Source organism: Pseudomonas sp. HMWF032 (genome assembly GCF_003060885.1).
In the GTDB taxonomy this organism is placed as follows: domain Bacteria; phylum Pseudomonadota; class Gammaproteobacteria; order Pseudomonadales; family Pseudomonadaceae; genus Aquipseudomonas.
This window is the reverse complement of sequence record NZ_QAIG01000004.1, coordinates 78,049-95,419: the sequence shown is the minus strand read 5'-3', so window position 1 is coordinate 95,419 and position 17,371 is coordinate 78,049. Positions and strand designations below refer to the sequence as shown.

At 60.2% G+C, this 17,371-nt stretch carries 13 protein-coding genes; 9 read left to right on the top strand and 4 right to left on the bottom strand.

The genetic code is table 11. From position 1 onward, the window contains the following. Positions 1–33: 33 nt before the first annotated feature. Together smc and DBR00_RS02070 are read right to left on the bottom strand one after the other, a co-directional pair. On the bottom strand, positions 34–3,522 hold the full coding sequence (gene smc / locus DBR00_RS02075; protein WP_108538005.1) for a chromosome segregation protein SMC: 3,489 nt from the start codon (positions 3,520–3,522) through the stop codon (positions 34–36). Between the two features lie 12 nt (positions 3,523–3,534). Next, the gene (locus tag DBR00_RS02070; protein ID WP_108488131.1) at positions 3,535–4,194 is read right to left on the bottom strand and encodes a GntR family transcriptional regulator; all 660 of its coding nucleotides are present in this window, start codon (positions 4,192–4,194) and stop codon (positions 3,535–3,537) included. Positions 4,195–4,432: 238 nt separating this feature from the next. On the opposite strand from DBR00_RS02070, the gene DBR00_RS02065 reads away from it, so the two are divergent. From DBR00_RS02065 to guaD, 5 genes are all read left to right on the top strand, one after another. Beyond that, complete coding sequence (locus tag DBR00_RS02065) at positions 4,433–5,572, top strand: alkane 1-monooxygenase (protein ID WP_108488132.1); 1,140 nt, start codon at positions 4,433–4,435, stop codon at positions 5,570–5,572. 310 nt (positions 5,573–5,882) lie between these two features. After that, a complete protein-coding gene (gene xdhA, locus DBR00_RS02060) occupies positions 5,883–7,337 on the top strand; it encodes a xanthine dehydrogenase small subunit (RefSeq protein WP_108488133.1) in 1,455 nt (484 codons plus the stop codon). After that, a complete protein-coding gene (gene xdhB / locus DBR00_RS02055) occupies positions 7,330–9,726 on the top strand; it encodes a xanthine dehydrogenase molybdopterin binding subunit (protein WP_108488134.1) in 2,397 nt (798 codons plus the stop codon). Before xdhA ends, xdhB begins: the two co-directional genes overlap by 8 nt. A 199-nt stretch (positions 9,727–9,925) precedes the next feature. Next, positions 9,926–10,762: a xanthine dehydrogenase accessory protein XdhC gene (gene xdhC, locus DBR00_RS02050; RefSeq protein WP_108488135.1), complete on the top strand. Its 837-nt coding sequence runs from the start codon at positions 9,926–9,928 to the stop codon at positions 10,760–10,762. A 59-nt stretch (positions 10,763–10,821) separates the two neighbouring features. Further along, positions 10,822–12,126 carry a guanine deaminase gene (gene guaD, locus DBR00_RS02045; RefSeq protein WP_108488136.1) on the top strand — a complete coding sequence of 435 codons (1,305 nt, stop codon included), beginning with the start codon at positions 10,822–10,824 and terminating at the stop codon, positions 12,124–12,126. Positions 12,127–12,273: 147 nt separating this feature from the next. On the opposite strand, the gene nfuA is transcribed toward guaD, so the two are convergent. Next, positions 12,274–12,858, bottom strand: coding sequence for a Fe-S biogenesis protein NfuA (gene nfuA, locus DBR00_RS02040; RefSeq protein WP_090256151.1), 585 nt, complete (start codon positions 12,856–12,858; stop codon positions 12,274–12,276). Positions 12,859–12,966: 108 nt separating this feature from the next. Next, complete coding sequence (locus DBR00_RS02035; protein WP_108488137.1) at positions 12,967–13,647, bottom strand: alpha/beta family hydrolase; 681 nt, start codon at positions 13,645–13,647, stop codon at positions 12,967–12,969. A 248-nt stretch (positions 13,648–13,895) separates the two neighbouring features. Here DBR00_RS02035 and ccoN point away from each other — a divergent pair, with 248 nt between their 5' ends. From ccoN to ccoP, 4 genes are read left to right on the top strand one after another with little or no spacing between them, the layout of a single operon-like run. Beyond that, entirely contained in the window at positions 13,896–15,335 is a 1,440-nt protein-coding gene (ccoN, locus tag DBR00_RS02030) for a cytochrome-c oxidase, cbb3-type subunit I (protein WP_108488138.1), read from the top strand. Next, positions 15,335–15,943, top strand: a complete 609-nt coding sequence (ccoO, locus tag DBR00_RS02025; protein ID WP_177479873.1) for a cytochrome-c oxidase, cbb3-type subunit II — start codon at positions 15,335–15,337, stop codon at positions 15,941–15,943. The genes ccoN and ccoO overlap by 1 nt, the downstream gene beginning before the upstream one ends. Positions 15,944–15,946: 3 nt before the next feature. Next, complete coding sequence (locus DBR00_RS02020; RefSeq protein ID WP_177479872.1) at positions 15,947–16,132, top strand: cbb3-type cytochrome c oxidase subunit 3; 186 nt, start codon at positions 15,947–15,949, stop codon at positions 16,130–16,132. Beyond that, the gene (gene ccoP, locus DBR00_RS02015; protein ID WP_108538004.1) at positions 16,129–17,067 is read left to right on the top strand and encodes a cytochrome-c oxidase, cbb3-type subunit III; all 939 of its coding nucleotides are present in this window, start codon (positions 16,129–16,131) and stop codon (positions 17,065–17,067) included. The genes DBR00_RS02020 and ccoP overlap by 4 nt, the downstream gene beginning before the upstream one ends. The last annotated feature ends 304 nt before the right edge of the window (positions 17,068–17,371 follow it).

The following is a 17,371-nucleotide window of genomic DNA, read 5'->3' as shown; positions in this document are numbered from 1 at the left end:
ACGACGAAAGATAACTTTACACCGCCCTGGCCATCATGATTCAACCAAGGCCAGCGCTTCCTCCACATCCACGGCCACCAATCGCGAACAACCGGGCTCGTGCATGGTTACGCCCATCAACTGGTCGGCCATTTCCATGGCGATTTTATTGTGGGTGATATAGATAAATTGCACGGTTTCCGACATCTCTTTTACCAGCCTTGCATAGCGCCCGACGTTGGCATCATCCAGCGGCGCATCCACTTCATCGAGCATGCAGAACGGCGCTGGATTGAGCTTGAAGATGGCAAATACCAGGGCCAAGGCCGTCAGTGCTTTTTCCCCGCCGGACAATAAGTGAATGGTGCTGTTCTTCTTTCCAGGCGGGCGCGCCATGATGGTGACGCCGGTATCCAGCAAATCTTCACCGGTCAGTTCCAGATAGGCGTTACCGCCACCGAATACTTTCGGGAATAGCGCCTGCAGGCCACCGTTGATCTGATCGAAAGTTTCCTTGAAGCGGTTGCGAGTTTCCTTGTCGATCTTACGGATGACGTTTTCCAGGGTTTCCAGCGCTTCCACCAGATCGGCATTCTGCGCATCCAAGTAACGCTTACGCTCGGATTGCTGCTGATATTCGTCAATTGCCGCCAGGTTGATCGGGCCCAAGCGCTGTATACGTACAGCCAGGCGCTCCAGTTCTTCTTCCCAGGCTTTCTCGCTGGCCTCTGGCGGCAAAGTCGCCAACACGCCGTGCAGGTCGTAGTTGTCTTCCAGCAACTGATCCTGCAACGCCTTGCGTCGCACGGTCAGCGATTGCCAGTCCATGCGCTGCTGTTCCAGCTGACCACGCAACAGCTGCGCCTGTTGCTCGGCCTGGGTGCGGCGTTTTTCCGCATCACGCAGCTCGCGGTCGGCATCTTCCAGGGCCAGGCGCGCCAGTTTGAGTTCGTCTTCCACCGCCATGCGCTTGTCGAGCTGTTCTTCGAGCTTGATCCGCAGCTCTTCCAGCGGCGCTTCGCCCTCTTCCAGATTGAGGTTGAGCTGCTCGCGCTTCTCGTGCAGGCGCTCGGCCTGCAGTTCCAGGCGTTCCAGGGCCTGGCGGGTGGAGTCATGCTGGGCTTTGAGTGAGCCTAAGCGCACAGCTAACTGGTGAGCGTGATCCTTGTGCTGACGGGCTTCCTGGCGCACGCGATCAAGGCGTTCGCGCAGGCTGTCGCGGCGGGCCAGCAGGCTTTCGCGCTGCTCGTTGTCAGTGGCCATGGCATCCAGAGCATCCTGCAGTTGCAGACGCGACTCACCCAGTTGCTCATGTTCGATTTCGCGTTGTTCGCCCAGCTCCAGCAGCTCGCTGTCCAGACGGGTACGGCGCAATATCAGCTGCTCGACCTTGGCCTGTCCGGCAGACAGCTGAGCCTTCAGCTCGCCGAGACGACGGGCCAAGTCTTGGGCCTGACGGCGTTGCTGCTCGCGCTGTTCTTCCTGAGCACGCTGGTTTTCACGCAGATGCGTCAGCCGCTCATCCAGTACAGCCAGTGCTGCTTCACGCTCATCGCGCTCCAGCGTCAGCCGTTCGATCTCCTGACCACGGGCCAGCACGCCGCTTTCCGCTTCACTGGCGCGGCGCACGCGCAAAAAGTGCCGGCCGACCCAGTAGCCATCACGGCTGATCAGGCTTTCGCCTTCGGCCAAGTGCAAGCGCGCAGCCAGTGCTTCATCCAGGCTTTGTACGGGTTTGACCTTGGCCAGCCAGGGTGTCAGATCAATATTGGCTTCGACCTTATCCAGCAGACTGCCGGCAACCCGCGCACCGCCCTTACTCGGGCTGGCCAGACGTAGATCGCCCTGGGTCAGGCCGGCAAAATCCAGGCCCTGGAAATCATCCAGCAACACGGCCTGCAGATCGGCACCCAGCACGGTTTCCACCGCCAGCTCCCAGCCGGCCTCAACCCGCAGGCCCTCGGCCAGACGCGGGCGTTCGCTCAGCTGCTGTTCGCGCAACCACTCACCGACACCCTTGCCGGGGTCCAGCGCCGCTTGCTGCAGCGCTTCCAACGAAGCCAGGCGACCATTCAGGCGCTGCAACTCGCCTTGCGCCTGCTGTTGGGCCTGACTGCCCTGCTGCAGATCATTGCGCAGTTGCTGCAGACGTTCGCCCTGCTGCTCTTCTTCCAGCTGCAAGTCTTCCAGGCTGATTTCGCCGGCGGCGATCTGCTCGCTCAGTTCGATAATCGCGGCATCTTCCGGGTCGGCGGCCAGTTGCTGCAGCTCATCAGTGAGACGCCGCTGACGCTCGGCCAGGCGCTCCAGGCTCTGCTCCAGCTGGGCAATCCGCGATTGCTGAACCTCGGCCTGCCGCCGTGGTTCGGCGCTGCGCTGGTTGAAGCTGTCCCACTGTTCCTGCCAGCCATGCATGGCTGTTTCGGATTCTTCCAGCCCGGCGGCGGACTCTTCCGCCGCCGCTGCAGTCAGCGCCTGCTCAGGTTCGAGCATGGCCAGCTCTTCGCCCAGGGTCGCCAGCAACGTGCGGTCGTGGCCCAGATGCGATTCGGTTTCCAGGCGCGCGCGTTCGGCTTCGTTGAGGTCGTCCTGCAACTGGCGCAGACGCTGCTGGCCGTGCTGGATGCTCTGCTCGATACGCGCGATATCGCCGCCCACCGAGTAGAAACGGCCTTGCACCAGGTTGAAACGTTCACTCAGCTCGTGATGGCCATCGCGCAACCGCTCGATGCTCGCATCGGCGTTGCGCTGCTCGGCCACCAGGGCTTCGAAGCTGACCTCCTGGTTGCTGATCACCGCCTCGCGGCTACCCACCTGCTCATTCAGCGCCTGCCAGCGCAAGGCGGTGAGCTGGGCTTTGAGCTGACGCTCCTCGGCCTTGTATTCCTGATATTTCTCCGCCGACTGGGCCTGGCGGTGCAGGCGGTCGAGCTGACGCTCCAGCTCCTCACGCAGGTCGGTCAGGCGTGCCAGGTTTTCATGGGTGCGGCGGATGCGGTTCTCAGTCTCGCGGCGGCGCTCCTTGTACTTGGAGATACCGGCGGCTTCTTCGATAAAGTTGCGCAGGTCTTCCGGCTTGGCTTCGATCAGTTTGCTGATCATACCCTGCTCAATGATCGAGTAGCTGCGTGGGCCCAGGCCGGTACCAAGGAAGATGTCGGTAATGTCGCGGCGACGGCACTTGGTGCCGTTGAGGAAATAGGTGTTCTGGCTGTCGCGGGTCACCCGGCGGCGGATGGAAATTTCGTTATAGCCCGCGTATTCGCCAGTCAGGGTGCCGTCGGAGTTGTCAAAAATCAGCTCGATTGAAGCCTGGGTCACCGGTTTGCGGGTATTGGAGCCATTGAAGATGACGTCGGTCATCGACTCGCCCCGCAGGTTCTTCGCCGAACTCTCACCCATCACCCAGCGCACGGCGTCGATAATGTTCGACTTGCCGCAGCCGTTCGGCCCGACCACGGCCGCCATATTACTGGGGAAGGTCACCGTGGTCGGGTCGACGAAGGACTTAAAACCGGCCAGTTTGATGCACTTGAGCCGCATAGACAGCCTTCCTTAAGCGTCGGCCAGTGCGGCCAGAACCAGCTGGCAATTGTGCTCACCGTAACCCAGCAGCACCTCACGGATGGCCTGGTGGTTGCGGGCGATGATCGCCTGCAACAAGGCGGCAAAGGTGTTGAGAAACTGGCCCATTTCACCTTTGCGCCGCTCCAGCGCCAGGTGATAAGTGCGGCTGATGGCCGGCAGCAGGTTCTCCACGGTTTCCTGCAGGTAGGGATTATTGGAGAACGGGAAGGCGGCACGCATGATGTCGAAGCTGCTTTCGACGAAAGCGTTGATATCTTCGCGCTGCAGGCTGTCCTGAAGACGCTGCTGTATCAGCAGAAACGGCGCCAGGTCGACCTCAACCTGCCAGCTATCCGCCACCGCCTTGCCCAGCAGGATGTACAGTTCCATGACCAGGGCATACAGGCTCTTGACGTTATGCGGTGTCAATTCCGCCACCTGCGCTCCGCGGCGCGGCGGAATCACGATCAGGTGGCGGCGCTCAAGAATCAACAATGCCTCGCGCACCGAACCGCGGCTGACGTTCAACGCCTGGGTGACTTTCTGTTCCTGAATCCGCTCACGCGCCTTCAACTCACCGCGAATGATGCGTTCGGCAAGGTGATGGGCGATCTGCTCAGCGAGGCTATCCGGTGCCTTGAACGTCATGGTGATCCTTAGGCTCTATCTGACCTATTGGGCGCAAACAAGGGTCTCAAGCTCATGCCAGGCTTGGCTTGGGCGGTACAGCGCAGGCCGCGAGTGTAACACAGGGTGTTACCGGGCCAAGGCCGCCTGCGCCCTGCTTTCAAACCAAAAGGTGGGCTGCCGGGGGATGGCCACCAAGGAAGATTGTCCTACAATCCTACCAACCTACTACTCCAACAATAACAAGTACGGAGCCACCATGTTCGAACGCCTGCCCTCAAACTGGATGCTTGCCATCAAAAGCATCGGCTACTGGTTCTGGTTGATCCCGGTATTGGGAATCCCCTTGAGCTATTACTGGTCACTGGACAGCCACTATGCCAACGCCTGGCCCTGGCTGGTGGTGCTGGTGGTGTTCGGGGTAATCCCGCTGCTGGACTTCATCATCGGCCGTGATCCGGCCAACCCCGATGAAACCGTGCAGGTGCCGCAAATGGAGCAGCAGGGTTATTACCGCTTATTAAGCCTGGCAACTGTGCCAGCGCTATTGGGCATGCTCGGCTGGGCTGGCTGGGTGTTCGTCAACCATGAGGCCTGGAGCTGGGTAGGCCAGTTCGGTTGGGTGCTTTCAGTCGGCACAGTCACCGGGGCGATCGGCATAACCGTAGCCCATGAGTTCATCCACAAGGACCCGCAATTGGAGCAGAACGCCGGAGGCCTTCTGCTGGCAGCCGTGTGCTATGGCGGATTCAAGATCGAACATGTACGCGGTCACCACGTGCACGTGTCGACCCCGGAAGACGCCAGTTCCTCGCGCTATGGCCAGAGCCTTTATGCCTTTCTGCCGCACGCCTACAAGCACAACTTCCTCAATGCCTGGAAGCTTGAAGCTGAACGACTGAAACGCAAGAACCTGCCTGCCCTGCACTGGCGCAACGAATTGATTGGCTGGTACGCCATTAGTGCGTTATTCCTGATCGGTTTCAGCCTGGCCTTCGGCTGGCTCGGCGCGTTGTTCTTTATCGCGCAGTCAGTGGTCGCCTTTACCCTGCTGGAAGTCGTCAACTATGTGGAGCACTACGGCCTGCACCGCCGCAAGCTGGACAATGGCCGCTACGAACGCACCAATCCGACGCATTCATGGAACAGCAACTTCCTCCTGACCAACCTCTTCCTGTTCCACCTACAACGCCATTCCGACCACCACGCCTATGCCAAACGCCGCTATCAGGTGCTGCGCCACTTCGACGACAGTCCACAACTGCCCAATGGCTATGCCGGAATGATCGTCCTGGCGCTGTTCCCACCATTGTGGCGCGCGGTGATGGACCCACGGGTGCGCGCCTACTACGCAGGTGAAGAGCACCAACTGACTGATTCACAGCTGACCCATTCCTAAACGCAGACGCAGTAACAAAAAACGCCAAGGGCTCCCACCCCTGGCGTTTTTTTATGCCCTGCGTTTGTAGTTCTGCCGCACCTGGCTTGGCACAAAAGCGGCTAGCGTTTAAGCCTGTCCGTGAGCTTTTCCGCTCCCAACAGAATGCTACGACAATCACTTGACCAAAGAGTCAAATTTTTTATTGACCCAAAAGTCAGATATCTCTAGATTTGCCTCATGCCAAGCCGTGTGGAAACGCTGTGCTGCCCAACACAGTCGTTTCAGCAGAGCCTGATACGAGAACAATAAAAGTGCCTGGAGGTCGTCCTTGATCCAGTTTTTACTCAACCGGGAGCTGCGTACTGAGCATGCCCTCGACCCTAACGTGACCGTGCTCAATTACCTGCGTGAGCATCTCGGTAAATCCGGAACCAAAGAAGGCTGTGCTTCTGGCGACTGTGGTGCCTGCACCGTGGTGGTCGGTGAACTATTTGGGGAGCGTGTGCGTTATCGCACCCTCAACTCCTGCCTGACCTTCGTTTCCAGCCTGCATGGCAAACAACTGATTACCGTTGAAGACCTCAAGCACAAAGGCCAACTGCACAGCGTGCAGCAGGCCATGGTCGATTGCCATGGTTCGCAGTGCGGTTTCTGCACCCCCGGTTTCGTCATGTCGCTGTTCGCCTTGCAGAAGAACCAGGCCGCGTCCGGCAGCAGCGGCTTTAACAAGGCCGACACCCTGGAAGCCCTGGCCGGCAACCTGTGCCGTTGCACCGGTTACCGCCCAATTATCGATGCCGCCGAGCAGGCCTGCTGCCAGAAGCAGCCGGATCAGTTCGATGCCGCCGAAGCGCAAACCGTAGCCCAACTGAAAGCCATCGCCCCGCGTGAAACGGCCGAACTCAACAGTGGCGATAAACGCTGCCTGTTGCCGCTGACGGTTGCTGACCTGGCCGATCTCTACGCCGCCAACCCCGAAGCTCGTCTACTCGCGGGCGGCACCGACCTGGCATTGGAAGTCACCCAGTTTCACCGCGAGCTACCGGTGATGATCTACGTCGGCCATATCGAAGCGATGAAGCGCGTCGACGTGACTGCCGAGAGCATTGAAATCGGCGCCGCCACCGCGCTGTCCGATTGCTACGAAGCGCTATCCCAGGACTACCCGGACTTCGGCGAGCTGCTGCACCGCTTCGCCTCGTTGCAGATCCGCAACCAGGGCACCCTGGGCGGCAACATCGGCAACGCCTCCCCTATCGGCGACGCCCCGCCGCTGCTGATCGCCCTTGGCGCGCAGATCGTGCTGCGCAAAGGCAACAGTAGCCGCACCCTACCGCTTGAAGACTACTTCCTCGACTACAAGGTGACTGCACGCCAGGAAGCCGAATTTATCGAGAAGATCATCGTGCCGCGTCACCAGGCCAGCCAGGCGTTCCGCGCCTACAAGGTGTCCAAGCGACTGGACGATGACATCTCCGCCGTCTGCGCCGCCTTCAACCTGGTGGTCGAAGATGGTGTGGTGCAAAGCGCACGTATCGCCTTTGGCGGTATGGCGGCCATCCCGAAACGCGCCGCTGCCTGTGAAGCCGCGCTGCAAGGTTCGGCCTGGTATCCGGGTGTAATCGAACGCGCCTGCGCCGCCCTGGCCGAGGACTTCACCCCACTTAGCGATTTCCGCGCCAGCAAGGAATACCGCCTGCTCACTGCACAGAATCTGCTGCGTAAATTCTTCCTCGAGCTGCAAGCTCCCGAAGTCGAGACCCGGGTGACCGCCTATGTCTAACCACATCCAGCACAAAACCCAAGCCGAACTGGCCGAACTGTTCCGTGCCGACATCACCACCGGCGTCGGCAAGAGCGTCAAACATGAAAGCGCGGACAAACACGTCTCCGGCGAAGCCATCTACGTCGACGACCGCCTGGAATTCCCCAATCAGCTGCACGTCTATGCCCGCATGAGCGACCGCGCCCATGCGCGCATCGTCAGCATCAATACCGCGCCCTGCTACGCCATTCCTGGCGTGGCCATCGCGATCACCAGCAAGGATGTACCCGGCCAGCTGGACATCGGCCCGGTGGTCGCCGGTGACCCGCTGCTGGCGGATGGCAAAGTCGAATACGTTGGCCAGGTGGTGATCGCCGTGGCCGCTGATAGCCTGGAAACCGCACGCAAGGCGGCTATGGCTGCGATCATCGAGTACGAAGATCTGGAGCCCGTACTGGACGTGGTCGATGCGCTGCGCAAGAAGCACTTTGTCCTCGACAGCCACCAGCACAAGATCGGCAACTCAGCCGCCGAACTGGCCACCGCGCCGCTTCGCCTGCAAGGCAGCCTGCATATCGGCGGTCAGGAACACTTCTACCTGGAAACCCAGATTTCCTCTGTGATGCCGAGCGAAGACGGCGGCATGATCGTCTACACCTCGACGCAGAACGCCACTGAAGTGCAGAAGCTGGTCGCCGAAGTGCTGGGCGTGCCAATGCACAAGATCGTCATCGACATGCGCCGCATGGGCGGCGGTTTCGGCGGCAAGGAAACCCAGGCCGCAGGCCCAGCGTGCCTGTGTGCCGTGATCGCGCACCTCACGGGCCGACCGACCAAGATGCGCCTGCCGCGCGTTGAAGACATGCAAATCACCGGCAAACGTCATCCGTTCTACGTCGAATACGACGTCGGCTTCGATGACAACGGCCTGCTACACGGCATCGAAATCGAGCTGGCTGGCAACTGCGGCTACTCGCCGGACCTGTCCGGCTCCATCGTTGACCGTGCGATGTTCCACTCCGACAACGCCTACTTCCTCGGCAACGCCACCATCAATGGCCACCGCTGCAAGACCAACACCGCGTCGAATACCGCCTACCGCGGCTTCGGCGGCCCGCAGGGCATGGTCGCCATCGAGGAAATCATGGATGCGGTCGCGCGCAGCCTGGGCAAAGACCCGCTGGAAGTACGCAAGACCAACTACTACGGCAAGACCGAGCGCAACGTCACCCACTATCACCAGACCGTCGAGCACAACGTTATCCATGAGATGACCGCCGAGCTGGAAGCCAGCAGTGACTACGCCAAACGCCGTGAAGAAATCCGTGCATTCAACGCCAAGAGCCCAGTACTGAAGAAAGGTCTGGCGCTGACCCCGGTGAAATTCGGCATCAGCTTTACCGCCACCTTCCTTAACCAGGCCGGTGCGCTGATCCATATCTACACCGACGGTTCGATCCACCTGAACCACGGCGGCACCGAGATGGGCCAGGGTCTGAATACCAAGGTCGCGCAAATCGTTGCAGAAGTGCTGCAGGTGGATATCTCGCGTATCCAGATCACCGCCACCAACACCGACAAGGTGCCAAATACCTCACCGACTGCCGCCTCCAGCGGTGCCGACCTCAACGGCAAAGCCGCGCAGAACGCCGCCGAAACCCTCAAGCAGCGCCTGGTTGATTTTCTGGTGCGCGAATACAAGGTTACCCCGGAAGATGTTGAGTTCCGCAACAGCCAGGTTCGCGTACGTGACCTGTTCCTGAGCTTCGAGGAAGTGATCCAGAAGGCCTACTTCGGCCAGGTATCGCTCTCCAGCACCGGTTTCTACCGCACGCCGAAGATCTTCTATGACCGTGACAAGGCCGCCGGACGTCCTTTCTACTACTTCGCCTACGGCGCCGCTTGTTCGGAAGTGATCGTCGATACCCTGACCGGTGAGTACAAGATGCTGCGCACCGACATCCTGCATGACGTGGGCGCCTCGCTGAACCCGGCGCTGGACATCGGCCAGGTTGAAGGCGCATTCGTTCAGGGCATGGGTTGGCTGACCATGGAAGAGCTGGTGTGGAACAGTAAAGGCAAGCTGATGACCAATGGCCCGGCCAGCTACAAGATCCCGGCCATCGCCGATATGCCGCTGGACCTGCGCGTCAACCTGGTGGAAAACCGCAAGAACCCGGAAGACACCGTGTACCACTCCAAGGCCGTTGGCGAGCCGCCGTTTATGCTCGGCATCGCCGTGTGGTGTGCGATCAAGGACGCCGTGGCCAGCCTGGCGGACTACCGCGTGCAGCCGAATATCGACGCCCCGGCAACACCTGAGCGCGTGCTCTGGGGGGTGGAGCAAATGAAGACACTGCAGCAAAGCGCCAAATCTGCTGCCGCAACAGAGGCAGAGCCGGCCTAAATCCGTCGGACAGATGCCGCTACGAGTGATCGTATCGGCATCCGCCCCATGCAAGACCAGGGTGTACAACAATGACAAAACACACCGAAGTGAAACCGCAAACACCACGACCCATTCCAGTCCCCATACTGGATCCGTCACCGAGCAACTGGCGCTTGCCGCGCCCCGGACAACTGCCACCTACCTGGAGGCTGAGCAAATGAGCTGGATCAGCGCCCTCGCCGACCTGCAGCAACGCGGTGAACCCTGCGTGCTGGTGACCATCATCGAAGAACGCGGCTCAACCCCGCGCAATTCGGGCTCGAAAATGGTGGTCACCGCTGACCGCATCTTCGAGACCATCGGTGGCGGTCATCTGGAATTCAAGGCGATGGAGCTGGCCCGCGAAATGCTCAGCAGCCGCAGCCAGGACACCCGCCTGGAGCGTTTCAGCCTGGGCGCCAGCCTCGGCCAGTGTTGCGGCGGCGCCACCGTGCTGCTGTTCGAACCCATGGGCCAGCCGCAGGCGCAGATCGCCGTGTTCGGTGCCGGCCATGTCGGCCGCGCCCTGGTGCCGCTGCTCGCCAGCCTGCCATGCAAGGTGCGCTGGATCGACTCGCGGGAAAACGAGTTTCCTGAACAGATTCCGGCTGGAGTCGAGAAAGTGGTCAATGAAGAAGTGATCGACGAGATCGAACGTATGCCCGCCGGCAGCTACTTTATCGTCATGACCCACAACCATCAGCTCGACTTGGAGCTGACTGCAGAAATCCTCAAACGCAACGATTTTGCCTACTACGGCCTGATTGGCTCGCAGACCAAACGCGCCAAGTTCGAACACCGCCTGCGTGATCGCGGCTTTGACCCAGCGGTAGTAGCGCGCATGCGCTGCCCGATGGGCCTGGCCGAGGTCAAAGGCAAGTTGCCGGTGGAAATTGCCGTATCCATCGCCGGCGAAGTAATCGCCACCTACAACGCCGCCTTTGGCCAAGAGAGCAAAAAGGGCCAGCCCAGCGTTGCCAAGCTGCTGCCCGCCTCTCGCCGAAGTCAGGCCTGACTATCTGCCCAGGCGCACGCGCTTGGGCGACCAACTCCATAGATTGAGATCAGCGTTACATGACTAGCCCAGTGAAAGCCTACCGCGCCGCCATCCTGCACAGCATTGCCGACCCTGCCGTGGTGGGCGTTGAGCAATCCTATGAGTATTTCGAAGACGGTCTGCTGGTCGTCGAGAACGGCCAGGTGGCCAACGTCGGCCACGCCGCCGACCTGCTGCCAACGCTCAAGGGCGTGGAAATCACCGAATACCGCGACGCGCTGATCACCCCCGGTTTTATCGACACCCATATCCACTACCCGCAAACCGGGATGATCGCCTCCTACGGCGAGCAACTGTTGGATTGGCTGAACACCTACACCTTCCCCACCGAGCAGCAGTTTGCCGACAAGGCCCATGCGAGTGACGTGGCCGGTATCTTCCTGAAAGAGCTGCTGCGCAACGGCACCACCACTGCGCTGGTGTTCGGCACCGTGCACAAGCAATCGGTAGACGCCTTCTTCGAAGCTGCCGAGCGGCTTAACCTGCGCATGATCGCCGGCAAGGTGCTGATGGACCGCAACGCCCCGGACTACCTGACCGACACTCCGGAATCCGGCTACGCCGACAGCAAAGAGCTGATCGAACGCTGGCACGGCAAGGGCCGCCTGCATTACGCAGTAACGCCACGCTTCGCCCCCACCAGCACCCCGGAACAACTGACCCTGGCCGGTAAGTTACTGGGCGAATACCCGGACCTGTATATGCACACCCACCTGTCCGAGAACCGCAAGGAAATCGAGTGGGTCAAGGCGCTGTTCCCCGAGCGCAAGGGCTATCTGGATGTGTACGACCACTACCGGCTGATCGGCGCGCGCTCGGTATTCGCCCACGGCGTGCACCTGTGTGACGACGAATGCAAACGCCTGGCCGAAACCGGCTCGGCCGTTGCCTTCTGCCCGACCTCCAACCTGTTCCTCGGCAGCGGCCTGTTCGACCTCAATAAGCTCGAAGAACACGGTGTGCGCGTCGGTCTGGGCACCGACGTGGGTGCCGGCACCAGCTTCAGCCAGCTGCAATCGCTGAACGAGGCCTACAAGGTGATGCAGCTGCAAGGCAAGAAACTTGACCCGTTCAAGTCGCTGTACCTGGCCACCCTCGGTGGTGCTAACGCGTTGTACCTGGACGACAAGATCGGCAACTTCGAGAGCGGCAAAGACGCCGACTTCGTGGTGCTCGACTACAACGCCACACCGCTAATCAGCTACCGCATGCAACAGGCCAAGACCCTGGACGAGAAACTCTTCGCCCTGACCATGCTTGGCGACGACCGCGCCGTGAAGGAAACCTTCGCCGCCGGTCAGTCGGTACACCGTCGCGACTGACAAAGCGCCATAGACGTGCCTGCGACCTTTGGCAGCGGGCACGATCATAGCAGTAGCGGACTGCGCTGGATTACAAATGCCTGCATTGCGCAGACACAACAGGCATAGCCGCGAAGCGCAGGCTGTGCCTGTAGAAAAAACACCGGCTTAGTAGTAAGCGTTTTCCTTGATGCTGTGATCAGTCACGTCGCGTACTCCTTTCAATTCAGGAATCCGCTCCAGCAGGGTTTTCTCGATGCCTTCCTTGAGCGTCAGGTCGACCTGGCCGCAGCCCTGACAACCGCCGCCAAACTTCAGTACAGCAATGCCATCTTCAACCACATCGATCAGGCTGACTTCGCCGCCATGGCTAGCCAGGCCGGGATTGATCTCGGTCTGCAGGTAGTAGCTGATGCGCTCGTTGATCGGGCTGTCTTCATTGACCATCGGTACTTTGGCGTTAGGCGCCTTGATCGTCAGCTGGCCACCCATGCGATCGGTGGCGTAATCGACCACGGCGTCTTCCAGAAACGGCTCGCTGACCGCATCGATCCAGGCGGTGAAGCTGGCCAGGCCCAGTGCGGTGTCTTCGGCCTTCTGCTCACCCGGCTTGCAGTAGGCAATGCAGGTTTCGGCGTACTGGGTGCCCGGCTGGGTGATAAACACCCGAATGCCGATGCCCGGGGTATTCTGCTTGCTCAGCAGATCAGCCAGATAATCGTGGGCAGCGTCGGTAATGGTAATGGTGCTCATGGCAACTCCTCGCAAACATGGGCGCAGTGTACGCCACTCGCCTGCGGCGGCAAAGTCATAGTGTTTTAGTAGGAATAGACCCCACGCTCCGACGCCAGACTTCGCCGGCTATGTGCAGAGAAACTCGGCAATTGCCTCGGCCGCTGCAAGCATGTGCTGCTGATGGGTGAAGCCTGAGCTTTTTAGCGGCTTGAGGTCATGATCCCCAGCGGTCAGCCAGCGCAGTTTGATCGCCTCAGAAAGCGCGTAGCCCGCCACCGCCTGGCGATTTCCCAGGGCATCGCGCTCGCCCTGAATGATCACTGTTGGCGTGCGCAGTGCGGCCAAGTGCGCCACCCGTGGTTTTTCCGGTCTGCCGACTGCATAAAAGGGATAGCCCAGGCAAACCAGCGCATCGGCACCCAACTCATCGGCCAGCAGACTGGCCATACGCCCCCCCATAGATTTGCCGCCAATCGCCAGCGGCCCTGCGACCTGTTGGCGCACCTGGCGGTACACCTCGCGCCACTGTTCGAGCAGCTTGGCCTGAGGATTAGGGGGGCGTTTTTTGCCGTCCAGCCGCCGCGCAGCCATATAGGCAAATTCGAAGCGCAGTACGGCAATCCCTCGCGCTGCAAGGCTTTGCGCTATGTGCTGCATGAACTCGCTGTCCATCGGCGCACCCGCACCGTGGGCCAGAATCAGGGTGGCGTGCGTCTCGCCAAGCGGGCGATCCCACAGCCATGCGCCCTCACCCTGCCCCTGCACGTATTGATCCCCGTCAATACCCGCAACCTGCCCTTTGCTCATGCTTGCCTCGCTCAGAACCTATTTACGATTTCGCGAGCTAGAACCATGCAAGGCAAAAACAGGCGAGGAAGCGGAGTGTACGAGTTGTACATGAGCATTCCGAGCCTGTTTTTAACGCAGCAGGGCCGACGCGCAGCAGATCGTAAGTAGATTCTTGAAGAATCCGTTGGACTGCGGCGCTGATCGTACAGGCCCGCAGCCGCTGATTTTCGATGATCTGCCTATAAACCGTGGATGGAAGCCCAGACATGAACACAGCAACCAGTTCCGCCTACAACTACAGGGTGGTTCGCCAATTCGCCATCATGACGGTGGTGTGGGGCATTGTCGGGATGGGGCTCGGCGTGTTTATCGCCGCGCAACTGGCCTGGCCCGAACTTAACTTCAACCTGCCGTGGACCAGCTTCGGCCGTCTGCGTCCGCTGCATACCAACGCGGTGATCTTCGCCTTTGGCGGTTGCGCGCTGTTCGCCACCAGCTATTACGCGGTGCAACGCACCTCACAGGCAACCCTATTCGCCCCCAAGCTGGCAGCCTTTACCTTCTGGGGCTGGCAACTGGTGATCGTCCTGGCGGCCATCAGCCTGCCACTGGGCTGGACCAGCTCGAAAGAATACGCCGAGCTGGAATGGCCGATCGACATTCTGATCACCATTGTCTGGGTCAGCTACGCCATCGTGTTCTTCGGCACGGTGATCAAGCGTAACGTCAGCCACATCTATGTGGGCAACTGGTTCTTCGGTGGTTTTATCCTCACTGTGGCGCTGCTGCACCTGGTCAACAACCTGGAAGTACCGGTCACCCTGACCAAATCTTACTCGGCCTATGCCGGGGCCACCGATGCAATGATCCAGTGGTGGTACGGCCATAACGCTGTGGGCTTCTTCCTCACTGCGGGCTTTCTGGGGATGATGTACTACTTCGTGCCCAAGCAGGCCGGTCGCCCGGTGTATTCCTACCGGTTGTCCATCGTGCACTTCTGGGCGCTGATTGCCGTGTATATCTGGGCCGGTCCGCATCACCTGCACTACACCGCGCTGCCGGACTGGGCACAGAGCCTGGGTATGGTGATGTCGCTGATTCTGCTGGCACCCAGCTGGGGCGGCATGATCAACGGCATGATGACCCTCTCCGGGGCCTGGCATAAGCTGCGCACCGACCCGATCCTGCGCTTCCTGGTGGTCTCCCTGGCGTTCTACGGCATGTCGACCTTCGAAGGTCCGATGATGGCGATCAAGACCGTCAACGCCCTGTCCCATTACACCGACTGGACCATCGGTCACGTCCATGCCGGTGCGCTCGGCTGGGTCGCCATGGTGTCCATCGGCTCGCTCTATCACATGCTGCCGAAAGTCTTCGGCCGCGACGAAATGCACAGCATCGCCCTGATCAACGTGCACTTTTGGTTCGCCACCATCGGCACCGTGCTCTATATCGCCTCGATGTGGGTCAACGGCATCGCCCAAGGCCTGATGTGGCGTGCAGTCAACGAAGACGGCACCCTCACCTACTCCTTCGTCGAAGCGCTGGAAGCCAGCCACCCCGGCTTTGTGGTGCGGGTGATCGGCGGTGCGATTTTCTTCGCCGGCATGCTGGTGATGGCCTGGAACGTCTGGCAGACCGTGCGCCATACCAGGGCTGCAGACATGGAAGCCGCGGCGCAGTTTTCGCTTGAGGGAGCCCACTGATGAGACACGAAATACTCGAAAAAAACATCGGCCTGATGGCGCTGATGATGGTGCTGGCCGTGAGCATCGGCGGCCTGACGCAGATCGTTCCGCTGTTCTTCCAGGACGTCACCAATGAACCAGTAGCCGGCCTCAAGCCCTACACCGCGCTGCAACTGGAAGGCCGCGACATCTACATCCGCGAGGGTTGTGTCGGTTGCCACTCACAGATGATCCGCCCGTTCCGCGCCGAAACGGAGCGCTACGGCCACTACTCGGTCGCCGGTGAAAGCGTCTATGACCACCCCTTCCTCTGGGGCTCCAAACGCACGGGGCCGGACTTGGCCCGCGTGGGCGGCCGCTATTCGGATGAATGGCACCGCGCGCACCTGTACAACCCGCGCAACGTGGTGCCGGAGTCGAAAATGCCCGCCTACCCCTGGCTGGTCGAAGGCACGCTCGACGGTCAAGACACCCCAGCCAAGATGAAAGCCCTGCGCCTGGTAGGCGTGCCTTACAGCGATGAAGACATTGCTGGCGCCACCGAAGCCGTCAAAGGCAAAAGCGAGATGGATGCCATGGTTGCCTACCTGCAAGTGCTTGGCACTGCCGTGAAGAACAAGAGGTAAGCCATGTCATTCGAATTTATTGATACCGGCACCCTGCGCGGCATCGGTACGGCATTGGTTCTGCTGTCGTTTGTCTGCGTAACCCTGTGGGCTTACAACGGCAAACGTCGCGCAGCCTTCGATCAGGCCGCCCTGCTGCCCTTTGCCGATGAACCCAAGCTGGCTGCACCAAGGAGCAATACCCCATGAGCACTTTCTGGAGCTGGTACATCACCCTGCTGACTGTCGGCACCCTGATCGCGCTGTTCTGGCTGATTTTCGCCACCCGCAAGAGCGAAGTTCACAAGAGCCCCACCGATCAGACCATGGGGCATGCCTTCGACGGCATTGAGGAGTATGACAACCCGCTACCCAAGTGGTGGTTCATGCTGTTTCTCGGCACACTGATCTTCTCGATTGGCTACTTAGTGTTGTATCCGGGCCTGGGTAGTTGGAAAGGCGTGCTGCCGGGTTACGAAGGCGGCTGGACTCAGGTCAAGCAATGGCAGCGCGAAGTCGACAAGGCTGATGAACTATATGGGCCAATTTTCGCCAAATACGCGGCCATGCCACTGGAAGAAGTCGCCAAAGACGAGCAAGCCCTGAAAATGGGCGGTCGCATGTTCGCCACCTACTGCGCGGTCTGCCACGGCTCTGACGCCAAAGGAGCGGTGGGCTTCCCCAACCTGACCGACAGCCACTGGCGCTGGGGCGGTGAGGCTAATGTGATCAAGACCACCATCCTCAATGGACGCACTGGAGCAATGCCGGCCTGGGCTGCCGTAATTGGCGAAGACGGCGTACAACAGGTAGCAGCCTATGTGCGCAAGGATCTGGCCGGTTTGCCACTGCCTGCCGACAAGAGCTTTGATCTGGAAAAAGGCGCAGCCATCTTTGCCGCCAACTGCCAGGCTTGCCATGGCGCACAAGGCACTGGCATGGCCATGCTCGGCGCCCCGGACCTGACCAAGCCTGCCGGCTGGATTTACGGCAGTAGCCTGGTGCAGTTGCAACAGACCATCCGTCACGGCCGCAACGGCCAGATGCCGGCACAGGATCAATACCTGGGCAACGACAAAGTGCATTTGCTCGCGGCCTATGTACTGAGCCTGAGCAAATCGCAGCAGGACGACACCCCTCAATAAGTCGCCCGCAGCAAACTGACTGGCGAGCCTGCCTCGCCAGTCAGTATAAAACCCCCGCTCTCCGCGCTGGACAGTCGTCCCAGCCATGCGACCCAAGGTCGCACCCTTCCGACCAAGTGCACGCACGACGTTTGACTTGAGCTAATCTTGTCGACAGTCGCCACCTGTCATAACTCCAAGGCGATCCCATCTTTCGCGCTACGCCATTGGGCGTTTTTTGCTTGCGGCCATGCATGCTTGCCAACAGCCCTGAAAGCCTTATCGCGCCGGCTTGTGTCGTTGCAATGAACACCTGCTTTCTCCA

Bases quoted from the DNA above. Each gene is read 5' to 3' on its own strand.
- ccoN (WP_108488138.1), top strand. From the start codon at position 13,896: ATGAACACAGCAACCAGTTCCGCCTACAACTACAGGGTGGTTCGCCAA.
- xdhB (WP_108488134.1), top strand. From the start codon at position 7,330: ATGTCTAACCACATCCAGCACAAAACCCAAGCCGAACTGGCCGAACTG.
- smc (WP_108538005.1), bottom strand. From the start codon at position 3,522: ATGCGGCTCAAGTGCATCAAACTGGCCGGTTTTAAGTCCTTCGTCGAC.
- DBR00_RS02070 (WP_108488131.1), bottom strand. From the start codon at position 4,194: ATGACGTTCAAGGCACCGGATAGCCTCGCTGAGCAGATCGCCCATCAC.
- guaD (WP_108488136.1), top strand. From the start codon at position 10,822: ATGACTAGCCCAGTGAAAGCCTACCGCGCCGCCATCCTGCACAGCATT.
- ccoO (WP_177479873.1), top strand. From the start codon at position 15,335: ATGAGACACGAAATACTCGAAAAAAACATCGGCCTGATGGCGCTGATG.
- nfuA (WP_090256151.1), bottom strand. From the start codon at position 12,858: ATGAGCACCATTACCATTACCGACGCTGCCCACGATTATCTGGCTGAT.
- DBR00_RS02065 (WP_108488132.1), top strand. From the start codon at position 4,433: ATGTTCGAACGCCTGCCCTCAAACTGGATGCTTGCCATCAAAAGCATC.
- xdhC (WP_108488135.1), top strand. From the start codon at position 9,926: ATGAGCTGGATCAGCGCCCTCGCCGACCTGCAGCAACGCGGTGAACCC.
- ccoP (WP_108538004.1), top strand. From the start codon at position 16,129: ATGAGCACTTTCTGGAGCTGGTACATCACCCTGCTGACTGTCGGCACC.
- DBR00_RS02020 (WP_177479872.1), top strand. From the start codon at position 15,947: ATGTCATTCGAATTTATTGATACCGGCACCCTGCGCGGCATCGGTACG.
- DBR00_RS02035 (WP_108488137.1), bottom strand. From the start codon at position 13,647: ATGAGCAAAGGGCAGGTTGCGGGTATTGACGGGGATCAATACGTGCAG.